Source organism: Sporosarcina sp. FSL K6-1508 (assembly GCF_038007465.1).
Classification (GTDB): Bacteria; Bacillota; Bacilli; order Bacillales_A; family Planococcaceae; genus Sporosarcina; species Sporosarcina psychrophila_B.
On the sequence record NZ_JBBOXF010000001.1, the window covers coordinates 3,795,224 to 3,814,354 of the forward strand.

At 42.6% G+C, this 19,131-nt stretch carries 30 protein-coding genes; all 30 read right to left on the reverse strand.

Features of this window, described 5'->3' with window-relative positions; all coding sequences use genetic code 11:
* Position 1 precedes the first annotated feature (1 nt).
* The 30 genes from MKZ11_RS19415 to MKZ11_RS19560 all read right to left on the reverse strand — a co-directional run bounded on the left by MKZ11_RS19415 (position 2) and on the right by MKZ11_RS19560 (position 19,127).
* On the reverse strand, positions 2 to 2,542 hold the full coding sequence (locus MKZ11_RS19415) for a phage tail protein (protein WP_340795998.1): 2,541 nt from the start codon (positions 2,540 to 2,542) through the stop codon (positions 2 to 4).
* Between the two features lie 205 nt (positions 2,543 to 2,747).
* Entirely contained in the window at positions 2,748 to 3,014 is a 267-nt protein-coding gene (locus tag MKZ11_RS19420) for a hypothetical protein (protein ID WP_340795999.1), read from the reverse strand.
* Positions 3,015 to 3,092: 78 nt separating this feature from the next.
* Positions 3,093 to 3,536 (reverse strand): phage structural protein, encoded by a 444-nt coding sequence (locus tag MKZ11_RS19425; RefSeq protein ID WP_340796000.1) that lies wholly within the window; start codon positions 3,534 to 3,536, stop codon positions 3,093 to 3,095.
* A 13-nt stretch (positions 3,537 to 3,549) separates the two neighbouring features.
* A complete protein-coding gene (locus MKZ11_RS19430; RefSeq protein ID WP_340796001.1) occupies positions 3,550 to 4,554 on the reverse strand; it encodes a DUF3383 family protein in 1,005 nt (334 codons plus the stop codon).
* On the reverse strand, positions 4,551 to 5,066 hold the full coding sequence (locus MKZ11_RS19435; protein ID WP_340796002.1) for a phage neck terminator protein: 516 nt from the start codon (positions 5,064 to 5,066) through the stop codon (positions 4,551 to 4,553). The genes MKZ11_RS19430 and MKZ11_RS19435 overlap by 4 nt, the downstream gene beginning before the upstream one ends.
* On the reverse strand, positions 5,063 to 5,407 hold the full coding sequence (locus MKZ11_RS19440) for a hypothetical protein (RefSeq protein ID WP_340796003.1): 345 nt from the start codon (positions 5,405 to 5,407) through the stop codon (positions 5,063 to 5,065). The genes MKZ11_RS19435 and MKZ11_RS19440 overlap by 4 nt, the downstream gene beginning before the upstream one ends.
* Positions 5,408 to 5,842, reverse strand: coding sequence for a hypothetical protein (locus MKZ11_RS19445; protein WP_340796004.1), 435 nt, complete (start codon positions 5,840 to 5,842; stop codon positions 5,408 to 5,410).
* The gene (locus MKZ11_RS19450) at positions 5,839 to 6,150 is read right to left on the reverse strand and encodes a phage head-tail connector protein (protein WP_340796005.1); all 312 of its coding nucleotides are present in this window, start codon (positions 6,148 to 6,150) and stop codon (positions 5,839 to 5,841) included. The genes MKZ11_RS19445 and MKZ11_RS19450 overlap by 4 nt, the downstream gene beginning before the upstream one ends.
* A complete protein-coding gene (locus MKZ11_RS19455) occupies positions 6,150 to 7,064 on the reverse strand; it encodes a phage minor head protein (protein WP_340796006.1) in 915 nt (304 codons plus the stop codon). Before MKZ11_RS19455 ends, MKZ11_RS19450 begins: the two co-directional genes overlap by 1 nt.
* 2 nt (positions 7,065 to 7,066) lie before the next feature.
* The gene (locus MKZ11_RS19460; protein ID WP_340796007.1) at positions 7,067 to 7,249 is read right to left on the reverse strand and encodes a DUF7210 family protein; all 183 of its coding nucleotides are present in this window, start codon (positions 7,247 to 7,249) and stop codon (positions 7,067 to 7,069) included.
* A 45-nt stretch (positions 7,250 to 7,294) separates the two neighbouring features.
* Positions 7,295 to 8,338, reverse strand: coding sequence for a major capsid protein (locus tag MKZ11_RS19465; RefSeq protein WP_340796008.1), 1,044 nt, complete (start codon positions 8,336 to 8,338; stop codon positions 7,295 to 7,297).
* A 17-nt stretch (positions 8,339 to 8,355) separates the two neighbouring features.
* Positions 8,356 to 8,712: a hypothetical protein gene (locus tag MKZ11_RS19470; protein WP_340796009.1), complete on the reverse strand. Its 357-nt coding sequence runs from the start codon at positions 8,710 to 8,712 to the stop codon at positions 8,356 to 8,358.
* A gap of 14 nt (positions 8,713 to 8,726) precedes the next feature.
* Positions 8,727 to 9,353 (reverse strand): DUF4355 domain-containing protein, encoded by a 627-nt coding sequence (locus tag MKZ11_RS19475; RefSeq protein ID WP_340796010.1) that lies wholly within the window; start codon positions 9,351 to 9,353, stop codon positions 8,727 to 8,729.
* 86 nt (positions 9,354 to 9,439) lie between these two features.
* On the reverse strand, positions 9,440 to 10,006 hold the full coding sequence (locus MKZ11_RS19480) for a hypothetical protein (protein ID WP_340796011.1): 567 nt from the start codon (positions 10,004 to 10,006) through the stop codon (positions 9,440 to 9,442).
* Positions 9,978 to 10,172, reverse strand: coding sequence for a hypothetical protein (locus MKZ11_RS19485; RefSeq protein ID WP_340796012.1), 195 nt, complete (start codon positions 10,170 to 10,172; stop codon positions 9,978 to 9,980). The genes MKZ11_RS19480 and MKZ11_RS19485 overlap by 29 nt, the downstream gene beginning before the upstream one ends.
* A 61-nt stretch (positions 10,173 to 10,233) precedes the next feature.
* Positions 10,234 to 10,404: a hypothetical protein gene (locus MKZ11_RS19490; RefSeq protein WP_340796013.1), complete on the reverse strand. Its 171-nt coding sequence runs from the start codon at positions 10,402 to 10,404 to the stop codon at positions 10,234 to 10,236.
* A 5-nt stretch (positions 10,405 to 10,409) separates the two neighbouring features.
* Positions 10,410 to 10,547, reverse strand: a complete 138-nt coding sequence (locus MKZ11_RS19495; RefSeq protein ID WP_340796014.1) for a hypothetical protein — start codon at positions 10,545 to 10,547, stop codon at positions 10,410 to 10,412.
* 102 nt (positions 10,548 to 10,649) lie between these two features.
* Complete coding sequence (locus tag MKZ11_RS19500) at positions 10,650 to 12,047, reverse strand: phage portal protein (protein ID WP_340796015.1); 1,398 nt, start codon at positions 12,045 to 12,047, stop codon at positions 10,650 to 10,652.
* A gap of 4 nt (positions 12,048 to 12,051) precedes the next feature.
* Positions 12,052 to 13,332: a PBSX family phage terminase large subunit gene (locus MKZ11_RS19505; RefSeq protein WP_340796016.1), complete on the reverse strand. Its 1,281-nt coding sequence runs from the start codon at positions 13,330 to 13,332 to the stop codon at positions 12,052 to 12,054.
* Complete coding sequence (locus MKZ11_RS19510; protein WP_340796017.1) at positions 13,332 to 14,093, reverse strand: terminase small subunit; 762 nt, start codon at positions 14,091 to 14,093, stop codon at positions 13,332 to 13,334. The genes MKZ11_RS19505 and MKZ11_RS19510 overlap by 1 nt, the downstream gene beginning before the upstream one ends.
* Before the next feature lie 202 nt (positions 14,094 to 14,295).
* On the reverse strand, positions 14,296 to 14,523 hold the full coding sequence (locus MKZ11_RS19515) for a hypothetical protein (RefSeq protein ID WP_340796018.1): 228 nt from the start codon (positions 14,521 to 14,523) through the stop codon (positions 14,296 to 14,298).
* A gap of 83 nt (positions 14,524 to 14,606) precedes the next feature.
* Complete coding sequence (locus tag MKZ11_RS19520) at positions 14,607 to 14,819, reverse strand: hypothetical protein (protein WP_340796019.1); 213 nt, start codon at positions 14,817 to 14,819, stop codon at positions 14,607 to 14,609.
* 146 nt (positions 14,820 to 14,965) lie between these two features.
* The gene (locus tag MKZ11_RS19525) at positions 14,966 to 15,484 is read right to left on the reverse strand and encodes a sigma-70 family RNA polymerase sigma factor (protein ID WP_340796020.1); all 519 of its coding nucleotides are present in this window, start codon (positions 15,482 to 15,484) and stop codon (positions 14,966 to 14,968) included.
* A 137-nt stretch (positions 15,485 to 15,621) separates the two neighbouring features.
* Positions 15,622 to 16,935 (reverse strand): hypothetical protein, encoded by a 1,314-nt coding sequence (locus MKZ11_RS19530; protein WP_340796021.1) that lies wholly within the window; start codon positions 16,933 to 16,935, stop codon positions 15,622 to 15,624.
* A 140-nt stretch (positions 16,936 to 17,075) separates the two neighbouring features.
* Entirely contained in the window at positions 17,076 to 17,519 is a 444-nt protein-coding gene (locus tag MKZ11_RS19535) for a hypothetical protein (RefSeq protein WP_340796022.1), read from the reverse strand.
* Positions 17,520 to 17,692: 173 nt separating this feature from the next.
* Complete coding sequence (locus MKZ11_RS19540; protein WP_370570015.1) at positions 17,693 to 17,893, reverse strand: XtrA/YqaO family protein; 201 nt, start codon at positions 17,891 to 17,893, stop codon at positions 17,693 to 17,695.
* Between the two features lie 56 nt (positions 17,894 to 17,949).
* Positions 17,950 to 18,180, reverse strand: a complete 231-nt coding sequence (locus MKZ11_RS19545; RefSeq protein ID WP_340796023.1) for a helix-turn-helix domain containing protein — start codon at positions 18,178 to 18,180, stop codon at positions 17,950 to 17,952.
* Positions 18,177 to 18,473 (reverse strand): IDEAL domain-containing protein, encoded by a 297-nt coding sequence (locus MKZ11_RS19550; RefSeq protein WP_340796024.1) that lies wholly within the window; start codon positions 18,471 to 18,473, stop codon positions 18,177 to 18,179. The genes MKZ11_RS19545 and MKZ11_RS19550 overlap by 4 nt, the downstream gene beginning before the upstream one ends.
* Positions 18,466 to 18,717 (reverse strand): hypothetical protein, encoded by a 252-nt coding sequence (locus MKZ11_RS19555; protein WP_340796025.1) that lies wholly within the window; start codon positions 18,715 to 18,717, stop codon positions 18,466 to 18,468. Before MKZ11_RS19555 ends, MKZ11_RS19550 begins: the two co-directional genes overlap by 8 nt.
* 245 nt (positions 18,718 to 18,962) lie before the next feature.
* Positions 18,963 to 19,127, reverse strand: a complete 165-nt coding sequence (locus MKZ11_RS19560) for a DUF6877 family protein (protein ID WP_340796026.1) — start codon at positions 19,125 to 19,127, stop codon at positions 18,963 to 18,965.
* Between the last annotated feature and the right edge of the window lie 4 nt (positions 19,128 to 19,131).

Consider the following 19,131-nt stretch of genomic DNA (forward strand, 5'->3'; position numbering starts at 1 on the left):
CCTATGGTGTTGCAGCATTTAATCCCGCAAAGACATCATCAATCGCTTGGCGCACTTTTCGACCAACAGACTCCGGATCAGTCGCACCATTAATGGTTATATGAATATCCTGTTGCTGAATCATCGTGCCGGCTGGTTGCGATGTCTCGACCACTACATTCCTGGTCGGTGATACAGGCGAATCCATCGGCGGACCTTCCCTATTCGGAAGATTTAGTACTGGTCGTTCTCCTCGGCTCCCTAACACTCCCATCGAGCGCAGGCCATCGGATTGTTGTGCGGTTAATACAGACTCATCCTTATGGAGTTCCGATATGTAGCCATCGAATGGCACTCGTGACAAGCCGTTGAAGTTAGAACCGTCAACGCCCTTCCCGACCACTTTCGTAGTTTCTTCAAACTTAACCGTACCGCCTCCACCTAAGTTTGATAGCCAATTCGGTACTTTGAAGTTCTTGACCGCATCCGTGACTGACTTGAACCAATCAACAACCCCGCTAATCTTATCTCCGAGCCAACCGAATGACTCAGTAGCTGTAGCAAGCTGATCCTGCATCGCCTCGAACGCCATTACGAATGAAGTTAGTAACCATTCTGCGACAGGTTTCAATATCGTGTCCCAAACAACTTGTAATACCGCAAATGTGGTCCCAATCAACGCGCCGATTAATTCTAATATCGGACCGACTACAACCCACAGCGCTTGGAACATCGTGATTACGAACTGAATTGCCGGTGCAATAATCGCATTAAACACCATCACCGCAATGTCTGCGATGATTCGGAATGCTGTTCCTATTGCTGAGAATATTGGTTGTAACGCACTCATTAACGTCGTAAATATGCTAACTGCCGTATCTTTCATGGACATAAAGTTTCCGATAAGCGTCTCGATTGACGGCTGTATTTCTGCCCACTTTTCTTTTAGCGTCGTCACAAATCCAGTGACCATCGTTTTGATTGAGTTCACAAACCCCGTAATTGTTGTAATCATCTCCGGTGAGAATCCTAGCGCTTCGAGCAGGTCACCTGAACCTCCCCCAGAAATCATTGTTCCGAGCCCATCGAATATCGTCTTAACATGGTCGAACGCCGCTTTTAAACCGTATCCAAACGCTCGAACCCCTTCAACTTGATCCACTGATAAGCCGGCACCTTCAAGTATGTCGATAGCGCCCTTGTGTTGACCACCGAATATTTTAGAAAGTCCGCCGAATACCGCTTTAACTTTCCCAACCGCACCTTTTACTCCTTTAGCGAAGTCATAAATACCCCGAATCTGCTCCACATCTAATCCGGCAGCCCTCATGATGTCAGAGCCTTTTTGACTATTTCCCGATAGTATTTGAAATAATCCTTTAACTGCTCCGACAATGCCGTCAATAGCTTTTCGGAACGGCTCTGAATGTTTATACGCCGATTGGAACCCGATCACGAGCGCTGTAATGCCTGCCGCTACGAGCGCAACTGGAGAAAGCAGAAACGAGATTGCCGCTACTATTCCCGCAAATACCACCGATAGAATCATCGAGCTAGCCGCGATAGTAGTAACCACGCCCCCGAACAGCGCAAATGCTTTGATAACCGGCGTAACCACGCCTTTTATCGAACCCCAACTGTCAGAGACGGTCTTTCCGAACGATTTTACAACGCCGAGCGCCGCACCTGCCACGTTTTTTATCGTGTTAAATGCAGGACCAAACGTATCGTTCATATAACTACCGAACGCTTTCAAGTTCTTTACAATCGAATCCGTGTTAATGCTACTCATCCAGGTAGCCATACCCTTCATGCCATCAATTGCGACATCGAATATAGCCATCCCTAGTTTAGCTTTCAAATCAATCCATGACTGTTGCAAGTTTCCGAGCACGTTCTCGTATCCATCCGCCTCTCGCGCGGCTTGACCTGTAGCTCCTGCCGCTTCCTGCATCTTCTGGATGTATTTCAGACGGACCAATTGTTTTCCGCCTTCATCAAGTTTCTTCCAATTCAGTCCGAGTTCGTCAGATGCAAAACTTGCCATGCCGGCCGCTGTCGCGAAGATCCCGATTGATTCAGCCGCGTTTGTATTACCTTTAAGGAACGATGTCAAAGCTCCGGTCGAATCACTCATCGCGACATCATAGAAGGCCGCTGCATCTGCCGCCAGTTCAACAGCTACCCCCGACGCTTCCATAGAATCTTCCACGGACATCCCGAAACCTTTAAACATCGAGGTGATTTTCGTAAGTGTCGGTGATAACCTTGAGGGCAACATGCCGAAATCTTCTGCCATGGCATCTATAGATGCATTTGCTTCGTCTTGCAACGTACCAAACACGGTTTCAAACTGCGCGTTAAGCGCCTCTGCTTCACCCGCCGCCGCAACCATGTCAGTAGCGAGGTCTTTCATCTTACCTAGCGCGAAGATTCCGCCTAACGTAGCCGCTACACCAGCCAACGACTTCCCTAAGCCGGTCGCGTTTCTGTCGACATCGTTAAGACTTTGAGACGCATTATCTTTAAATAAGACACTAACGACTAAATCCCTTAAAGCCATTTATTTACCACCGCCTTTTTCCGCGAGCTTTATTTCGCTGATGGCTGCCAAATGTTCGAGTATTTTATCTGTTGCCCACTCTTCAATTTCTTCTGGTTTATAAGCCGTGAAGAATTGAGGGATCGTATACTTCCACCACTCTTTCCTTACCTTCTTGCGAAAGTGTGGAGGAACTTCGTGGACATCAATTAATGTAAAAAGAGGATTATGCTCGTCCGCGCTGAAATCGGAATCCAGCCTCGACGACTTCCTCTAACTCTCCCCAATCCGTGAAATCATCCATTTTTAGTCCACCTGGAACCGCAACGATATTATCGAGAATAGCCGGCATGGCTTTAACGTTTAATAGTTTTCCATGCTTGTCCGTAATCTGATCAGCAATTTTCGCCCAAACGGATGGTAGCACCGTTTGAAATGTATATTTGTTGCCCGCTTCACTTGTAAAATCTTCTTGTCTTGGTTTGAATCCCATAATAAAATCTCTCCCTTTTCAATTCATAGTTTTTTTGTATTTAAAAAGCCCAACCGATTAAGGTTAGGCGATTGCTTGTCATGCCTCTTTATAGTCAGCAACATAGATTGCCCACTCGGTACCAGTAACCTCGGTGCCGTATGTGCGTGCAGGGGGTTTCACGATGCGACACTCCGAACCACCGGCACGAAACGCATTATCATTCACGTCGACGATTTGCAACTGGAACATTTCTTTCGAGTCACGCAACGCCTTTAATATCGGGATGGACGACGATGTTGATTTGAGTGTCAATGTAATTGTTCCCGTCTCGTCAGTCGATTCAGCAAAGGTCACATCGCCGCCTGCTCCAACGTGAGGAGTTACATCATCTTCGTTCTTCTCGGACTGAATGGCGTCGCCGTCCATCCATCCGGTAATGATTGTCCCCGCCGCAATGACGGAAACTTTCTTGAAGTCGTATGTTGTTGTTTCATTTCCGAAATGCTGTATATCAAGCTTTAACCATTTACTTTTATCCAATTCGAATCACTCCTTATAGCGACAGAACGCCGCGAATTTCAACATTTTCAATAGCACCCGCAACGACACATCTCCACCTTAGATCAGGTAGGATGCGTTTCGCGATAGTGTTTTTCGGGATGTCCTTGCGCCTTGGTGGCGTAATTGAGAACAACGGGATACCTACTTCATCAGCAACGATCCCCATTTTGAATGCTTGATTAAGAACGCCTTCGATTTCAGCGACAACCAATGCGATACCGGCGTCTGTGTACGGAACCTTCTCTTTCAGTGCAAGTAAACGGAATACGGATTCAGCCATACGCGCTTTCAAGAAATGCGTTGCTTGGATGATGTCGATATACTCGCCGCTTGTTACAACTCCATGAGAGTTCATCAAGATTCCCGCCTCTTCGATGTAAGTAGATGCGTTAGCCGCCTCAATAGCGTTGATCTCTGAGTTATCGTATCCAACAGCCGGTACGCCTTTAACGTTTTTGAATGTCCATGTGAACGACCCAATTTCGCGTGGCGCACAAGTGGCAATCAATCCCTCCGCAACATAAAACTCCGGTTGGTCATGAACCTCAATGAACAGGTTGTCATATTGCCCCTTCAACGTTTCAGCTAGTGCGATGTTCGGCGTAGTTGCGCCGTAGATGCGATCAGATGTAGACGCCCAATCCGCAAGCGCCGTGATTTCTTCATCACCTTGCTCGACACACGTTAGATAATAAAAGTCCTTATGCTTCTTCACAAGTTCATTCATCGCCGCCACAAGTGCAGTAGGACCATCCGAAACACTGTCGTAATCAAAGCTAAACATTGCGATTTCCTGTGGACGTGGCTCTTGTCCGAACATACGCGACGCCATTTTATATTCTTTTGTCGTCTCAATGTAATCTGTAGCAACATCCTCAATTTCACGATAAACTTTATACGGTTTATCTCCCGTTGTTCCTATAATTAAAGGGAGTCCGAAACCTTTCTCGCTGATAGGCTTCGTCTCCCTAGTAATCTGTACGTCTACGTATCTCATTCAACATTCACTCCTTCAAATTCTAATTCGACTGTTTCAATCCAGTCGTAATGTACGTTCGTGCCGTCTTGATGGACACGGTTAAAGGTTTGATCGTCAGACCCGCGCAATTGCACATCAAATCCATGCCTGTACTCATATGAATCCACTAAAAAAGTCGTCCGATTCTCAACGTTTCTGAGATTCGTGACGACTATATCCATATCTTCTAAATGAGTTTCGCCGGCAAGGAAGAACCAACTCCTCACAACTTTCGCTAACCTTATAGCTTCGGTGTCAGTAGTTGCGTAAACGTTAATCGAGAAAACGAACTGATACGACTCACTGCGCCGCCTTTTGATGCCTTCCGCATCCTCGACGATATGAATGTCCGCTTGTCCTACATCCTTGATGTGGGGGGACGTGGTGTTGATTGTGGCGAACGGCAACGGGGGCATCTTTGCCGTCGTATTGGACGGAACAACCAGGACGCCGGAATCTTTATAAATTTGTTTCCGAATGACTTCAATCATTTTTCACGCCACCTTGCCAAATAGATATAAACGTCTGCATAATCGGTATAATCTTTGAATGCTTGAATGGTGTACTTATCGCCTTTGTACTCAATAAGCCGACCTTCCTCGAGTGGATCAACTGTATAGAGTTTCTTTTCTTTCTGCGAATACGTCCCCGCTTCTGCATACCTCAAATCGTTTTCGGTTAACGGAAGAATGATTCCGGTCATAGGGATAGGGTCGTCCTTCTCCTCAATGTAGTCACCTTCATCATTCCAGTAACCATCTTGATGATTGAAATAAACAAACGGTACCTGGAATTCATCGACGAAATCAGCAAACTCAAATGGTTTAGCCATCTACTTCACCTTATGAACTATCGAATCACGTAGCTTACCAGTATCAATCAACGGGTTCGATGAGCCTTTTATTTTAATCGTCTTTTCACTGTTTGGTGGGTCTTGTAAGTCTATTAACTTTTTCTTAATCAGACTCGCAAACTCCATCCCTATAGCATCCAGGAATACATCGGGGTTTACGTTGTTATGAATGACGGCTGGCATCAATTCCACTATCTTTTCTTGCACCTTGTCAACGTGTTCGTCGAAACCGCTACGAATAAATGAACGTTCTGGTATGTTGAGTTTCGGTTCCCCGTACTCGTGTACCGCTGCAATCATCGACATCTCCGAATCACCCTCGTGGACACCCACCTGAATATCCTTACCTTTCATCCGTCGCAACGTCCGCATAAGCTCGGGAATGTTATTCCTGTCTTGCAAATGGACAGTCATGTGAACCTCACCTTCTTCCACGGACGCAAATCACCATGAGCAGAAACTATGGAGCCGCCTTCAAAGAATGATTTAGACATGTCACCAAGACGTTGTGACTGGACGTTCTTACTTTCGCTATATGACTTGATAATTGCAACAATCGCCCGCTTAACGCCGGGAGGAAGTCCGTTCTCGAATTGATTATTGCACCATTCTTTCGCGTAATCGATAGCATCTTCTAAATCAGCCGCTAACTTCGCATCACGAACGGGGTCAACATTATCAAGCGGGATTCCCATTCTGACTTTCAAATCATCGAGATCCATTAACCTTCACCTCTAATCCTTTCGTTTTGCCACGTATCAAACGCCATACCTTCAAGCTCCCGGGCGTTTGGTCTGCCGATTGATTCGACTGAGTAATACAATACGCATCTGCAATTTATATTTTCAGACGCCGCCGAACCTAATTGCCCAGGTGCAGGACCACTACCACTTTTGCCATGAAAATCCTCATCGACCGGAATCTTTTCTCCAGTATTCAATTCGGCATGCGAACTGCGAACCCGTTCATCCTTCGCCGAACCCCACTCCTTCGTCATGATAATGCCATTACGATTAGCATGGACCGCGCTGTCGAATTGGGATGCCTGTGAAACACGATGTGCCTCAGTTCGCACAATCGCCATAGCTTTAGTCGCATCGCCCTCTAACACCCCTTTCAAGCGACTCGCCATCGTGCCGTATGTGTCGCCTCGGACGAGTCCGAGCGTTACTTGCTCTTGAATCGCATATACAACATTGCTGCGTGATTTTTCGAGCCGATGATTCAACGTTAATCCACTGATTGGATTTTCGATTGATTTTGTGATTACTTCTGCAGAAACAGCCGAATAAGCAAGCTTGCTCAACGTATCTGTTTCAACAGCCCATGCCGTCATATAAAAACCGTCTTTATACGATTCACCCAGAACATCGTAGATGGTGTCCTTGATGTCTGCGTAATTGGTTTTAAGCAATCCGTTCACTTTGCCGGTGAATTTATTGAGACGGTCATATTTCGCCATCTCAGCATACGTGAGGACGCCGCCTACCTCATACTTCTCATACAGCGAAGCTATTTCAGCACGGACCTCATTTAGCATTACAGCATAGCGTTTAGCGATGGCCCGGTCAGAACCTTTAATACGCTGACCGAGCGCCCGATTGATCTGCTCTGGCGTTTTATTAAGATTGGCCATGATTACTTACCTGTTTTCTTTTTAGCTGGCGCATCCGGTTTCGCAATTGCTTCCGCTTCACTAATGACTCCAACCTTTAATAGTTCGGTATATTCATCTTCTGAAACAATCAGCGAATCACCGGTCTTATAACGATCTTCATTAAATTTGACGTGTCTGGTGAATGTAACATTGTAGTCAGGCATCGAATTGACCCCTTTCAATAAAAATAGAGAGGAACAAGTCCCCTCTTAGTTAACTTTTGCCGCGAAAATGTTGTCTAACGTTTCGAAGCTCGGCATAACAATCTCGCTTACGATGGTCATAACGTTCACGGGATCCGTCTCTTTAACAGTCGTGATTGCGACGCCTGTATTAACGATACGGACATCAGCTGATGTTCCGCCTGTCATTAAGTCACTTTCTGACGGCGTCGTCCCGTAAAATGTGTTACCTAAATTACCGTCTGGAATAAGAGTAATGTAGTCGTCTGGATAGAAATTGTGAAGAGACCCGTCTTCCGCGCGGTATTTTTTATTGTAAACAGCGATAGACAAACCAAACTTGGTCTGTAAATATTGTTTCAGCATTGAATCCGTCATGATGATGTTCTGACCACCAAGGGGATTCATATCAAGTCGGATACTCTTATGGTTAAGCAGGTACCCAAATGTCTTACGCGTCATGATAGCGTTTGTTGGACGTGCTCCTGTATCGTCTTCAACAGTATCCTGCCACTTCATGATATCTTGGATTGGAGTCGAATCCGCCGCGCTCCATTTCGCTCCCGCAAGCAGCTCTTCTTTGTGTTCGTCTTTCATTTTGTAGTCATAGTCATAATCAAGACGGTTAGCACGAATCGCAATTTTGCCTTTAGAAAGTAATTGCATAATCATTCGTTCTGGTTGAACATCTGCACCTTTCACAAGATTAGAAACGTCGTCGTAAATGTTTTGGATGACTACCTGAGTTGCACCGTCAAGATTAGAAGCAAGCAGGCGATTCAACTCTTGACGGTCTCTTTCTCCGACTGCCATTGATTCCTTGAAGAACGGCATCTCTGTTTGAATCTTATCAAATCCAATGCGATCACGAACAGTAGCTTTTGCATCGAATTCAGAAGGCATCAGCGCGACGGGTAAGCCGTTTGCACCTTTAATCCAACTTAGGTCTAGACCTAGTTGTTTCTTCGCTGGGAACAGTGTAGCTCCCAGGTACGGAACGCTATTTGAAGGGTTATTTTCATAGTAAGTTGCAATGTTTTCTGCATTGACCAAGTCATAAATTGTCGGCATTTATCATCAATCCTCTCTTATTTCAAAAATGTAATTTGTGTTAGTGCCGCGATTGCTTCTACAGTTGGTGCTTCTGGTAGTTTACCGAGAGCCACAAAACCGTGAAGCATTGCTGCACCAGGAGCCGGACCGTAAGTAACGTCCGTATCGTTGAACAGAACACCCTCAGCTGTTCCATCATTTACTTTTACCGCCTTAGCAGTATCATCCGCTAGAAACCCACCACCAAGGATAGTGCCTGCAGGAACAATTTTCTTGCCATCAACTGCTGTAACGCCTGCATCGCTCACCGTGACAGACACGTTCACATAATGGTCCGGGAATTTCAAGATTCCTTTTGTATTCGTATACTTCGTTTCAACAAATTTACTCATTTATGATTTCCTCCTTATTCAAAATAAGATTTGCGAGCATCTTCAAGACCCTCGTTACTCTTTGCCATTCCTTCTGCAATTTTCTTGCCGTACTCTCCCGCGTTTGCTCTACTGCTGCCGCCTGCGTTAAAGTCTCGACCGCCTGCCTTAAACTTCGCATCAACGCCCGCTTGGATACCGGCAGTAAATTCAGCTTCTAACGCAGCGAGGTTAGCAACTGTCGTTTCTTCGTCTTTCCCAAGGAAATAATCAAGCAAGCCTGTCGGAAGCTTCTTTTCTCCCGCAATTGATAACGCTTTGTTTTTAAGCGTTTCGCGAGTACGCGCATTCTCCGAGTCTTCAAACTGATTACGTAGTTTCTCCAATTCGATTTCAGCAGGTGATTTCGATGGGTTGCGTTTATTCACTTCGTCCTCTATCAACGTCGGGAGATTGTTCGTCTTGAACGTCTCAATCCCTTTTGTTACCTGTGCATCAACGAGTGGTTGAATCATCGGTTGGATCAATTGCTTACCTTCGGGCTGTTCTAGATACCCTTTGACTTTATCTGCCGATACCGCCGAAAGTTCATCAAGATAGGCCTTAACATCCGCCGTGTCTTTATTTGCCGCTAGAAACGCTTTAATTTCTTCTAATGTCATTGATAATTCCTCCTTGTGCCCTTACAGTTCATCGCCCTATAAGTGCAAAATAAATAAGCCTATTTAATGTCGGTGCTTAACGACAGTTAAAGTAACTTGCTATATAGGCTGCCATACGCGTCGATTAAGTAAGATAATTCACGAAGCCTTCCCTCGTCATTAAGTTTATCAAGGTCTTGACATTCACTTGCCACCCTATCCGCAATCACATGCAATACAGTTTTGAGTTGTTCGCGAGGCGTATCAGCAAATCCGACACCTACTTTTAATAGGGGAACCGCCTCAACAATTGTCACTGCACCCGTTTTACTCATTTCCTTCACCATTTCAGTGAGTTCTTCATCTTTTTTAATTGCCGGAAATGCCACTCCTGCCGCTTCGTACAGATACTTATTAATTTCTGCCTTGAATTTATCAATACCAGTACCAAGACTTTCGAAATTAACTTTTACAGTTGTGTTACGTAAACTCGAAGTCGTTTCCTTTTCACTGTTCGTTTCATTTACTAAGTCTTGTAGTCGCTTTTGGACGTTCGTAATGACGGTCCCCTCAGCGTGTTTGCCATCTCCATGAAGTGCTTCTCTTATTGAAGAGAGAGCGTATATTTCTGTCTTGATATTTTCTTTATCCTTCAATTCCGCTAGATTCTTCATTTCCATCCTCCTTAACCTTTATTTTAGCCGGAAACGTCACGCTAACAGTGAAGCAAACAGAACCGTCATCGTACTTGGTGTTTTCCATCTGTACAATCTCAGCGTCTTCCGCCCTGATACTTTCCAGCGCTTCAATGGCGTAATGTAACACCTCATAATTCTCCATCATTATCATTCCTTTTCATTTGGATTGTAGCTACATAACGGAGTAGCGAACCGAGATAGGATCAAATCCTTCCTTTTTCTTTCCTCGCCTCTTCTTCATAGAATTCCGAAACAACTACATTCGAGGCAAACAGTTTAATTAATTCGAGATCCGTTACCTCTATTTGTTCGCCATCCCAAGTGACACCTTTAAGACTCGCAACATACCTTTTCTTAAACTCTTCAATATTCATCAGATTCACCTCTCATCGTAGTAATGGATATGGATTTTAGGCTCGTCATTCACATTTTTGTATACGAAATTCAAGGTGTTTAAAATCACTCCCGCCATCAAGATGACATATACCCACTTAGGTATCGTTACTGCACCTTTCATTTACAACTCCCCTCCCTCAGACCTCTGATTGACCAACGTCTCGTTAAGGGACACTTGTATGCAATTCGTCCATCGCGATAAATGATTCTTACCGTTAAACCTCTAAGATTCATGGACTTTCTCCCCTTTCGATTCATCATCCGGAATATTATCAAGATCTATATACCGACTGCGTTCTTCTTCCATGTGCATCAATTCATGCGCAATGTCATCAATAAACGACAGCATTGAAAGCCGTGTGGACTCAGATATGATGCCTTTCAATTGCAACGAAGCCTGCGCTTCTTCAAGAATATTCATAGGTAGATTTCGTTTAAACCGGAAAATGATATCAAGGTAATCGTCTAATTGGATATCCATCCGCTTTGCCCAAGCACTGCACAACACCTTGAACTGATACCTCAATGCCGCGCTGAACTTACGTTCCATAACGATTGATTTATTCTCTAGAGCCATGAGCTTGAATTTAAGTGCAACCCCACTTGCATTGCCGCCGAATGCTTCGTCCGAGAAGTTAACTGACTTTGCAAACCGCAAGATGTTCATTTCCAATCGATTCAGATGGTCCTCAATTAATTGGCCATTCACGTCTTTGGTCAAGTAACTTACGTCTTCTTCTTTGTCCATCAGTTGGAATACACCAGACCGTTTGAGCTCTTCCTTGCCCTCTTCATCGAGCCCTACACCGCGCAATACAAGATAAGCCAATCGATATTGCTCAATCTCATTCGACGCATCAGAAAAGGTCCTGTCGTATGCATCAATCAGCTTCAATACCTTCTCGGCGTCACCCTGCATTTCCTCGTTGTTCGGGATACCGAATAGCGGACAGTAATCGAATAAATGAATTTGAAGATCGTACAGCTCATAACTCCCTTTACCACCTTGTCGGAAGAACCAGGTGTATTCATCGTCATAAAACTCTGCTTCCCACGTCGTTTTTCGCTCGCCCTTTTCAACGGAAGTTGATTGATAATAACGAATGCCGTAGGTCGGTTCGGAAATATCTGATTCTGATAAGATAATGGATTCCCAAGGATCAACATTCTTCATTCGTTCATTACCGTCCTTACCGATATACAAGAGACGGGAACTATAACCGCAAATCGCTGCCTTCTTACCGACTTCTGAATCTGCATCTTCTAGGTTGTTTCGTTTGGCGAATTGGCTAATCGTATCTTCCAGTGTTTTATCATCATCAATATGATAGGCAATCGGATGACCGAATAAATACCCGACCTTCGTATCAACAATTTCAGCATCAAACGAGTTGTTTAATTTATTGTTTACCTTGTCGTCGATTCGCTTGATAGAGTCGTTGTCGAAGCTATCGTACTTAATAGCGCTACGTTTCAAGATTGGCACGCCTTCAACAGCCGCTTTGTATCGTTCATAAAGATTCATCATTCGCTCGCGCTCTGTTTTGTGTCGACCGATGATATCAGCAAGTAGGTCGCCGTCCATGCCGTTATCTCTGATGTATGGAATGTATTCGCGCATTGTCTCACCTCACTTTCCTTGTAACTCCATGCCCTTTTAAAGTAGCGACTTCATAGTCATCTAACCCGTACCAGATAGCGGAAAATGTATGGGGATCAATATTGAATTCATCCTCAATTATTTCCCCATCTTTACTGACCTTGAAAGTTAGGTCCTTTAATTCCCTCATCACATCCGGGCATTCATCAGAGCAAATGATTTTCTTAAACCGCTTCACTTTTTTCGTGTATTGAAGCCTTGAACCGGCAAATTTCTTAGCTGCCTTCATTCTGAATCCTAGCTGTCTGAAAAAACGGATGGTCTTCGGTTCGGCGCTATCAGCCTTTATCAATACATCTTTGAGATCCTTTAAGGCCTCAGCGGTTTTATCATCCGTCATATCGTTTTTGTAATACTGCCAGTAAATATAGAGATACTTTTCCTTATGATCAATTGCCATTCTGATTAGTGCATTGTAGGAATCCACGAACCCGAAGTCCATACCATTCTTCATGACAGGACCGTCGATTGCTCTGATAGCATCCATGACCTTGTCGTGTGAATGCACTTCGAACTGCGGCAATACCAACTTACCGTTAACACCGAATCGCCCCTTACGGGCAATCCTGTGGAGGTCTGGGTCATGTATTTTCAGTTCATCCAGTTGCTCTATATAGCTTTCAGGCAAAAATAAATTATCATCAGCTGTTGAATGATGATAATAAGTGTTGCCGACAACAATGGTTTTAGTTTTGTATAAATCCTCGTCATCCAGCACAAAGAATTTATTCATTTCATCTTTAAAGAAATGCTTATACGACCAGTTCCCTTTACTGACGGGATTAGTCGATAGAATCATGTGAAGCTTTAGCGTCGGGTGCCTTAAGCGGCCTATCAACTCTTTAAAGCCGTCATACTTAACCTCTGAACATTCTTCAATCCAGACAATAGATACATTGTTAATGGATTTCAGCTTTGCGGGCTTGTCCATTCCTTTAAAGATGATCTTGCTGCCATTCGGGAAGCGTATTTGCATAGGAGACGACACGCAACGTATTTTATGGTCTAATCCCAAATCATTTATGATTTCTTCTAGCAGAGAGAACGTCGAATCCCTGTGAGTGTCATAGACTTCGCGAACAACCAAGGCAGTACGCTTCTCACTTAATAGCTTTAGGATTAGCTTCAATGCAACGTGATAGCTTTTCGATGAACCATAACCGCCAACCAAGAACTGAAACTTTTGATTCCAGTCAAACAAAAAATCCTCGAAATGAGGATTCACTTCTTTCTCTATTTGAACCATTAGCGACCACCCTTTCGGCTGATCATGATTTCGATTGGACCTTCGTCGTTATCGCCACTTAGCTTCTCGATTTCAGCTTTCGTTCTAGCAATATCAGCTTTAAGTTTCTCTTCTTGCAATCGCTTCTTATCGTTATCAGATAGAAGATCAGTGTATTTCGCTAACATCTCCAAAGCCTTCATTTTATCAGCCAACTTCAATTTCGGGCCATTCTCGGTATTACTAATCTCACTTACTATTGAAGTATCAACTTCTTCTAACGGCTTAAGTGAGACGAGATAACCATCATCCGATTTAACATAATCACCGATGTCAGCGAATGCGATGTCTTTGTACTTTTGAAGCACATCATATTTATCGAAGTAAGCTTCATTCAATCGGTGTTCTTTCAACCTCTGAATTTCCGCTTTCACTCCATCATTCCCCATCACCCTGTAAGCAATTGATTGAGCTGTCATGTAGTCGCACTCATAAGCCTTCTGATAAGCTTTAGTCGCATTGAAATACTTAATGTAGTAAATACAAAAAAGCCTCTGCTTATCGGTTAAATCATCCGACTCTACAATGGCCTCTTTCGGTTGCATCCTTTTGGCATCCTTTTGTTTTTTGGTTGCATCTTTCTTAGATGGACCTCTTACCCAAGCTTCACGACTTTTCCTGCTCTTCAATGTACCAAGTTTCACATCATGCTTTTCAGCTAATGCAGCAAGCGTTATTTTTGTTGTTTCCCATTCTTTCTGAATCTCTTCCCAATTTGGCATCTACATATCACCTACACCCCGCTTATGTTAATTACTTAGTTCACCTTATATAATCGGCCGAGGAATCGAACCTCGCTGTCGTTTCCACCAGGAATTTGTTTCAAATGTTTCCACCCAGAATTAGTATCCTTGGCAAGCCTGCACCGATTAAGTATAGAAAAAGCACCTCCGAAGAGATGCCGAATAAATATCTGATTAGTATTTATTCATCACCAGAATCAACCACTTCGATTTCTATTTTGATTACCGCAGAATTACGAATGTGTACTTCTACCCCATTATGGTTTGTGAATTTCGTCCAATCATTTTCGTTGGTTTTCGTAGCAATTAAGTACTCCATTTTGTCGACGTCTATATTGTCGGATTGTATGGTGAAACTATCAGCATTACCGTTTGCATATTCATATGTTACATGCAATTCTTTAGTCATGAACCTTCACCTCCTACTGACAACATTCGCCAAATAAGGTATAAATCCTTTAATAAATAAAAGCACCATCGAAACGATGGCACTCACACTGTTAAAAATATTTCCACATATGCGTAATACGACACTGCAGCTGTAACTAACAACGAAACAGATTTCCTCAGTACCACCGGTGCTTTAATAACGCTTAACAGCAAATACACAACAACATAGGATACTGTGATAATTAATGCGAGACTGATAATCTGCATACCCATCTTTGTAAACGCTTCTTTCAACGGTTCAATAATTACGTCCATTATGCACCTCCTATGACATTATTCATCATAAAAGGGGATATACCTCTATTTTATCACTCGTATGTATCGGGGCTGGTAAGAGGGGTTATGTCGCTCGCACGCACCCCCTCTTTAATTCTCCCCCTCATATATGCAGACTTCGTATATCAAGCGTATATCATAGACTTTTTATCCATTCTTTCTTCAATCTTACTTTTGGCTCTGCGTATGGATTGTTGGACCATGCTTTTGCTAACTCCTAGCTCGTATGCAATTTCTGACATACTCTTCTTTTGCCCAACATGGAGGATGTAACACTGTCGTTCTCTCAACGAAAAAGAAGAAAGAATATCTGCTAAAATAACCTTCTCTTCCCTAGTCATAAACAGATGCTTTTTATTTACATCATTCTCTTCCAACTGCTCTGCTATATCCGGAATCAAATCAATATTCTCATACGAACGCCTCTGATAAACAGCCTTTTCATCGACCCCTCGATAAGTGTTCGGCTGTCGTCCGGTAGTCATCCATTCAAGCGAATATGTCATACTATCAATCATGCTGTTGAGCTGCTTTAAATCATTCATTTCAATCGAATTATCTCTATCTACTTGATCCGCTCGCTTCTTTAAATCCTGCCTGCCCTTGATATATTCTGGAATCATCTTATCTGCCCAACTCAACATGAAAACCCCTCCTGGTTGTGAAATTTCCGCTATTCAGGTGCAAAAGTTGTAATCATTAAAAGGCAACAAAAAAGAGGACAACAAATGACACAGCGCAATGCTGTAATCAATCGTTGTCCTCTGGTTGGCCAGGGGGACTATTTTATTCCGTGTTCAATTAGCTCCCATCGAAATGGAAAATTATCAATTACTCTCCAAGTGCCTTCTGTTCCCCCCCGAACAAAAGGATTTTGCTCGTTATCTGAGTAAATAAGTCTGAACTTCTCATCTACAGACTTGATATTGCCGTTGACCTCCAAGTTAACCTTTACTGTAATCTCAGTTACCGCAGGAGCCTCATCCTGTATTTCTTGTATCTCGTAACTAATAATGACAATATCTTTTAACAGTTCCTTTATTTCGCCAGCCTTTTTAGCCTTTGTCGTTTGTCTCGAATCATAAAATATTCTATCCACTAAATAACCAAAGTTGTTATCATTAATGTATTTGAATACTTCAATCAAACATTTTTCGGGTGTGCCTTCCTCAAATTCTTCAACTTCCCCGTTCTTCGGAACCGAAACTCCGACTTCAATATCTCTTTTCTTCCATTCATCAATTAGGACTTGCTGCTCGTTCAATTTCACTCTAGTTTCAGCAAACTTCGATAGTGAAGAAAAAGTTTCTTCAAAAGTAGGGGGTGTATACGCCTCTTTTGTTTCTCCAGATTTCATTTTCTTTTTAGCTTCTATCCAATCCATAAGAGAAAAAATTACAGCTAATAATTTACTTGAAACAAAGGGATTTGCATAATTCAAATCCCTACCGTGTAAAATACCATTTCTATAGGGAATTTTAATTTCCTCAACATTGGTTTTTCTTCTAGTTTTGGACATCAATTTTGACACTTCTTTTAGTCCAGTCTCATGGCCAACAATCGAATCCCATGCAATAAAATCTGTACTTTCCGCAAAAAATCCTGTAGCCTCTTCTTCGTTAACAAATCCATCAATTATCATCAAAAAAAGCGGGATACACGAATAATAATTCTTGTCAAAATGATCGCTTAATGCATCTTTGAATAACGTTGATCTTTCTCCTAATCTTCTCTTAGCTCTCATACATAAGTAATTTATTTTTTCTTTGTCAGTATAATAATCAGCTAGAAATTGCTCGGCATTATCAGTTCCACTATCGCCAGCTATTCTTATGCTTTCTTCCATTATTTCAACGCTCAAAGACTCATAAGCAATCCAACCTGTATCTTTAAATGCTCTATTGAAATTGTCTGGTACAGCGAAAATGGATTCAAATTCCCTTTCGAACTTTCTTACATCACTAGTAAGTTTCGCTTTTTGAATTGGTTTAACTCCTAGTGATTGAAGTAATTTTTTGTTACTTAGTAATTTTTTCATTTCACTAAGTTGTGCTTTTAACTCACTTATCGAAGTATTGTTTTCAATTTTACTCAAAACTCTTCCCCTTCTTCCCTCCGCATCCGCCGAACTCTCCCTTGATGCGTCACAATCTTCTCCCAATGCTTCAGGGGACAACAAGTGACACAACGTAATGCTGTAATCATCGTTGTCCTCTGGTTGGCCAGGGGTTCTAATTATTTCACTTTAAACTTTTCGTTCTTATAAATTAACAATAATTCTTTTAAATATGCGTAATTCATCAATCGATTTCTCCAAGTGAATTCGATACACGTGAGACTTATAATAGCGGTAAAACCGATAAGGATATACACTTTAATGACATCACCATCAATCACCCTGAAGAATCCAGTCAGAGAAACAAACAAGATCGCTATACATGCAATTGCGAATTGTATCGCCTTCATCCATTCTGATTTAGCCGTAATATGCGCCATCATAACTTCTAAATCCAGTTCATTAAAATCTGCTACCCTTTTTTTAGTTAGATCTTCTTTTTGGTCGATTTCTCGGATTAATATATCTATCATCTGTTCTATTTTATCTCTATCGTGCCCTATTAAAAATGGACCTTTAAGCACGCTAGACTTTCTCACAAACATCGTTTTAAAAAAACTCAAAATTCCTTTCCCTCTTTCCTTCACACGTTTCTTTCTTTTTCCAGAAGACACTTCAATCATTCTGAAAAATAAAATAAGATAAGGTATCCACATAAATTTAGATATAGTGTTGTTGCCAAATGATAGCAATATTAATATTCCATATACTAATAGAATAGCTATCAAAACCTTTATCAGAACTCTTCCCCTTCTTCCCTTCGCATCCTCTTAATCTTCCCTTGATGCGTAACAATCCTATATTCACCATGTTCTGGTAGCTCTCTAACTTTAGCAATCCCCTCCGAAATAACCACCACACAGTTCATTGGTAGTTCCATTATACCAATTCCTAACAATAATGCATCCGTATTAAAAGTAATGTCTTTATTCACCAGGACCCCTCCTTGTGTTATAATCAGTCTGCCAAGGACGGGAGGAATCCTGTCTTTTTTTATTGCCCAAATATCCCCTGCTGCCGAATCTGTATTTCCCCAAGTTCAGCCTGTTCAATAATCAGCAACCCGATTTCCAAAGGCTTGCGTCCTAACTCTTCCGCGATGCTATCCATGCCCATATCCGCTTCCCACATTGCTTTGAATACTTCCGTTTCTCGCTCAGTAAACACCCAATCAATATCAACGTCATCAAGTAACACACGCTTTTGTTCTTTTGCGTGAATCACACCAGCACCCCCATACCTTTCAACTCATTCGTCAACTGCATGAACATCTCCATATCCCCCGAATCAAGGGCCATATCAATCTGCAACAGCAGCATGTCCTCGTCCGTAATATCCGTTTCAATGCTCGGATGATGCTCTAAATATTGACGAGACATCTTAGATTCTCCAGACATTTCAGACATATTTTTTCGAGAGTTGATTTTCCCCATTTCCGCTAAAGCATTCGCATACACAGCGAACGAAAAGCCCTCCATCAATCTTTTAAACTTTTCTCGCTCATGATCATTATTCATCCCACTCACTCCTCCTCAATTCACCATGCCGAAATATCCTAATCTGATTAGACTTCGCAAACAAAACCTCATACTGCCGTTTAGGTAAAAACTTCACAATTCGTCCCTTCGACCCCTCATACAATTTGAGATAGTAATAATCCTCAACTTCTTTTTCTTCAACATTCACAACGACCTCAACCATGTCACCAAGCTCAAACGCTATTGTTGGCACCGCATCAAAAATAGTAAGTTGCTGCACCATGATTATCACTCCTTAACTGTTTATCCGTACTACGAAGTAATTGGCTTACATGTTTGACAGATTCTAATGCTATATGGTTTATCTCCTTTGAAAGCTGAGCCAAACAAATAATTGTATTTAGACCTTTTAACAATAGGCTTTAGGCAATCGTCACAAATATAATCTCGCCTTGCTGTTTGCACGACTTCTTTAATTACACCACTCATAATAATCCCCTTCCTGCTTCGCCTTTTGTATCTACTCCGTCACTCCTTAACAAATCGTTTGGCATACCTTAACTGCTGATGAATATACGGATCATCCTCATTGCCACCGCTCCACATCCAATCACCGGTACGCCTTTCAATATCTTTCAGCACCTCAAACGGTAACTGGGGTAATAGCTTGATTATTTCTTGATATGCAGTCATTCGG